Raw genomic sequence first — 4,921 nt, forward strand, 5'->3', positions numbered from 1 at the left:
CTGCTGGGCCTCACCCCTCAGGCATACCAGAAGAAGAGTGAGGAGCCACTGGCCAACGCGGCCTGACCCCTGTTAATCAGGCCCGACTCACCGGGCCTCAACGAACCAGGCTCCTGCCAACCATTGGCAGGGGCTTTTTTCCATCCCGCCCCTCAATCTCTCGCCGCCCCTTTACCGCTCGGCTCGCCTCAATTGACAACTGACCATATTGAAAGCAATGACAGATCAACCCGTCATTTTTAATAACAAAAAGGTCATTTTATTACGTCAAAAACCATAAAGTGTGACTGAAAGCACTTTCTTAAGGGCTCAAAGGAGGCAACATTGTAGTGATTTATCTACAAAGGGATATGAGATGTTGTTACAACCTGCCAATACAGCAAAATCCAGACAGTTGCTGAACGAGACCATGGCTTTGGTACTCGCAGGAGGGCGGGGTAGTCGCCTTAAACAGTTAACCGACAACCGTGCAAAACCGGCCGTTCATTTCGGCGGCAAATTCCGCATCATCGATTTCGTGCTTTCCAACTGCATCAACTCCGGCATTCGTCGGGTCGGTGTCGTCACCCAGTACAAATCCCACAGCCTGTTGCGCCATCTCCAATCCGGCTGGTCTTTCTTGCGCTACCAGATGAACGAGTTTATCGATCTGCTCCCTGCCCAGCAGCGGGTGGATGAGGTGAACTGGTATCGGGGTACCGCCGATGCGGTCTACCAGAATCTGGATATCATCCGCGATCACGCCCCCAAATATGTGGTGGTACTGGCTGGCGATCACATCTACAAGATGGATTACGCCGCCATGCTGCTCGACCACGTCAATATGGGCGCCAAGGTGACGGTTGCCTGTATCGAGGTGCCACGCAGTGAAGCAAGCGCCTTCGGGGTAATGGCAGTGGATGATGATCGCAAGATCAACGCCTTCGTCGAGAAACCGGCCAACCCGCCCGCCATGCCGGGCAAAGCTGACACCGCGCTGGCCTCCATGGGTGTCTATATCTTCGATGCCGAGTATCTCTATCAGCTGCTGGATGAAGATATCGCCAACGAGCAGTCCCACCACGATTTCGGCATGGACGTGATCCCCCGCGTGGTAAAAGAGGGCACTGCATTCGCTCACCCGTTCAGCATGTCCTGTGTCGGTTGCTGTCCGGATCGTCGCCCCTACTGGCGCGATGTGGGGACCGTGGACTCCTTCTGGGAGGCCAACATGGATCTCGCTTCCGTCACTCCGGAGCTGGATATTTACGATCAGGACTGGCCCATCTGGACCAGCCAGAACATGACGCCCCCCGCCAAGTTCGTGCAGGACAGAAACGGTCAGCACGGCATGACTATCAACTCCATGTTTGCCGGGGGCACCATCGTCAGTGGCTCCTTCATCCTGAGTTCGGTGCTCTTTACCAATGTGCGGGTCGACTCCTTCTGCACCCTGGATCAGGCGGTGATCTTCCCGGGTGTGGAGATCGGTGCCGGTTGCCGACTGCGCCGGGTGGTGATCGACAAGGGGTGCAAACTGCCGGAAGGCACAGTGATCGGTGAAAACGCCGATGAAGATGCCCGCCGCTTCCACCGCTCCGAGCAGGGCATCGTGCTGGTCACCCAAGGGATGCTCACTCGCCTGAACAAAGAGCTGCAGGGGAAACAGAAGCGCTAATCCGCAGCCAGACGGGATACCCCTTCGTACCGCAGAGGGAGCCACTATGGCTCCCTCTTTCTATGGCTTAGCGGATAGCCGCCTCACACCATCATCGCCATCACGGCGCCGCGCCGCAGAGATGCCAACCCACGGTGAAGGGATACCTGGGCAGCATTCTCCCTTCACGTCACTCACATCTCACCGCATCACCCATCAGTCAATTCGTAAACAATTAATTACACAAAAACCATTACACCTCCGAAAAATCATCCTGATTATTCCTGTTTGCGCTATATAGAGACTCCTTTATCTGAATATTTAGCGGTAAGCCCGCTAGTTTCACTTGATTGTTTGTTTTTACTTGGTAAGGTGAGGGCGGTTGCGTAACAAAGCAGGTACCAGTGTAAATTTATAGGTACAACTGCTTTTGGCTTAATAGCGTAGAGAGAATGAGATCATGCAAAGAGACCCCCTGAACAACATCCATATCCAGTCCGAACAAGTGATGATCACGCCTGCCCAGCTCAAGGAGAAGTTACCCATCTCCGACAAGGCGCTGGCATTCGTGCAAGGGGCCCGCACTACCATCGCCGACATCATTCACCGCCGCGATCACCGGCTGCTGGTGATCTGTGGCCCCTGCTCCATCCACGACATGGAGGCCGCCAAAGAGTACGCAACCAGACTCAAAACGCTGCATGATGCCTATCAGGACTCTCTCTACATTGTCATGCGGGTCTACTTTGAGAAGCCGCGCACCACGGTCGGCTGGAAAGGGTTTATCAACGATCCGAATCTGGATGGCACCTTCGATGTGGAGTTGGGGCTGCACCGGGCCCGCGAGCTGCTCTGCTGGCTGGCGGAGCTGGAGTTGCCGCTGGCGACCGAAGCGCTCGACCCCATCAGCCCGCAATACCTGGCGGAGCTCTTCTCCTGGTCTGCTATCGGCGCCCGTACCACCGAATCCCAGACCCACAGGGAGATGGCGTCCGGCCTCTCCATGCCGGTCGGCTTCAAGAACGGCACCGACGGCAACTTGGGTACCGCCATCAATGCGCTGCAGGCGGCCTCCTCCCCCCACGCCTTTATGGGGATCAACCAGCAGGGCCAGGTTGCCTTGCTGCAAACCCAGGGCAACCCGGATGGCCACGTGATCCTGCGCGGCGGCAAACACCCCAACTACGACTCGGTCAATGTGTCGCTGGCGGAAGAGGCGCTGGAGAAAGCGGGCCTGCTGCCGGGCCTTGTGGTGGATTGCAGTCACGGCAACTCCAGCAAGGATCACCGTTTGCAGCCCAAGGTGGCCGACAACGTCATCCACCAGATCCAGGAGGGCAACCGCTCCATCATCGGCGTAATGCTCGAATCCAACCTGTTCGAGGGCAACCAGTCCAGCGAGCAGCCCAAGGAGCAGATGCGCTACGGGGTCTCCATCACCGATGCCTGCATTGACTGGGACACCACCGCCACCCTGCTGGCCCGCTGCCACAACCAGCTGGTTGACCCTCTCAAGGGCAGAACTGCGCGGTAAGCCGTGGTATCTTGTCGTAACCTATTGAACAATCTGGGTATCACCGCAGGTGGCATCAAGCCGCTCACGCCGTGATACCTTGTTGCATCTTGAATTTCAGGGCGCCGCCGCCCGCGGCGCCAGCAGGGACTGGATATGGCTGAAGAGTTGAATGTGCTCAGGGACAAGATAGACGCGGTGGACAAGCAGCTGATCGATCTGCTGGCCGCCCGTCTGGCGCTGGTGGGAGAAGTGGGTGAGGTAAAGAGCCGCCACGGCTTGCCCATCTATGCACCGGATCGGGAGGCGAGCATGCTGGCCCGCCGCCGCGCCGAGGCCGAGCTGCTGGGAGTGCCCGGCGATCTCATCGAGGATGTGCTGCGCCGTGTCATGCGCGAATCCTACATCCTCGAATCGGCCAGTGAAAAAGATAACCACTTCAAATGCATGAAGCCGGACCTTGGCAAGGTGGTCATCATCGGCGGTCAGGGTCAGCTGGGCCGGCTGTTCGGTCACATGTTCGGCCTCTCCGGCTATCGGGTCGAGACGCTGGAGCAAGCCGACTGGCCACGCGCTGACGAGATCCTCGCGGATGCCGGTCTGGTGATGGTGGCGGTGCCCATCGATATCACCTGCCAGATCATCGACCGACTCGGCAACCTGCCTGGCCACTGCCTGCTAGTGGATGTCACCAGCGTGAAGTCAGCGCCGCTCGAGCATATGCTGGCGGTGCACCCAGGGCCGGTGCTGGGGCTGCACCCCATGTTCGGGCCCGATGTGGCGAGCCTCGCCAAGCAGGTGATTGTCTGCTGTCAGGGCCGTGACCCCGCCGCCAGCCAGTGGCTGCTGGATCAGATGACCATCTGGGGCGCCAGGTTGCAACAGGTGGAAGCCAAGGCCCACGATGAGGCGATGACCCTCATTCAGGCGCTACGCCACTTCGCCACCTTTGCCTATGGCTGGCACCTCTCCCGGGAAGGGGCCAATCTGGATCGCTTACTTAACTTAAGCTCCCCCATCTACCGGCTGGAGCTCGCCATGGTGGGGCGGCTGTTTGCCCAGGATCCCCACCTCTATGCCGACATCATTTTGTCGTCACCGCAGAATCTGGCGATGATCCGCCGCTACTACCAAAACTTTGGCGAAGCGCTGGGGCTGCTGGAGCGGGGGGACAGAGCAGGATTTATCGACGCCTTCTCACAAGTCTCCGGTTTCTTCGGTGAACACGCCGACCAGTTCCTGCGGGAAAGCCGCATGCTGCTGGCCCAGGCCAACGACCGCCGCCACCACGGCTGATCCTGCAAAGAACATCAACCGCTCATATCACTAAAAAGGGAAGATGCCTGTGCATCTTCCCTTTTGCTTTGTTCGGTATTCAGAAACCCACCACCGCACAGGATCGGCCATGCCCCTGACAACACTGGCCGTCACCCTCCCGGGGTCTTGAGTGTGCCAACTCAGCCACTATAAATTTTATTTATGGCTTTTCCGTTGATACCCCAAGTTTAACTTATGCATGACCAGCACTTGCCAAGAACCCCATCCCCAGCCCGCCACCCGGCATTACGAGCCAATGCCCGATCTCGGGCCTATTGCTCAACCTGGTCATAGCAGGCTTGTCTAGCCGTAGGGGATAAAACACAGGAAGCAGGAAGCAGGAAGCAGGAAGCAGGAAGCAGGAAGCAGAAAGCAGAAAGCAGAAAGCAGAAAGCAGAAAGCAGAAAGCAGAAAGCAGAAAGCAGAAAGCAGAAAGCAGAAAGCAGAAAGCAGAA

Annotated in this window: 4 protein-coding genes; 3 read left to right on the top strand and 1 reads right to left on the bottom strand. The window is 57.6% G+C overall.

Annotation, left to right across the window (positions count from 1 at the left end; all coding sequences use genetic code 11):
- Positions 1 to 355 precede the first annotated feature (355 nt).
- The 3 genes from glgC to tyrA all read left to right on the top strand — a co-directional run bounded on the left by glgC (position 356) and on the right by tyrA (position 4,445).
- Positions 356 to 1,657 (top strand): glucose-1-phosphate adenylyltransferase, encoded by a 1,302-nt coding sequence (glgC, locus tag LD28_RS0120420; protein ID WP_033138733.1) that lies wholly within the window; start codon positions 356 to 358, stop codon positions 1,655 to 1,657.
- Between the two features lie 439 nt (positions 1,658 to 2,096).
- Entirely contained in the window at positions 2,097 to 3,170 is a 1,074-nt protein-coding gene (locus LD28_RS0120425) for a 3-deoxy-7-phosphoheptulonate synthase (protein ID WP_033138734.1), read from the top strand.
- Between the two features lie 135 nt (positions 3,171 to 3,305).
- Complete coding sequence (gene tyrA, locus LD28_RS0120430; RefSeq protein ID WP_033138735.1) at positions 3,306 to 4,445, top strand: bifunctional chorismate mutase/prephenate dehydrogenase; 1,140 nt, start codon at positions 3,306 to 3,308, stop codon at positions 4,443 to 4,445.
- A gap of 214 nt (positions 4,446 to 4,659) precedes the next feature.
- Here tyrA and LD28_RS23730 read toward each other — a convergent pair.
- The coding region (locus LD28_RS23730; protein ID WP_206538774.1) for a hypothetical protein at positions 4,660 to 4,921 on the bottom strand (262 nt) is incomplete at its 5' end.

Source organism: Aeromonas finlandensis (genome assembly GCF_000764645.1).
Lineage (GTDB): Bacteria > Pseudomonadota > Gammaproteobacteria > Enterobacterales > Aeromonadaceae > Aeromonas > Aeromonas finlandensis.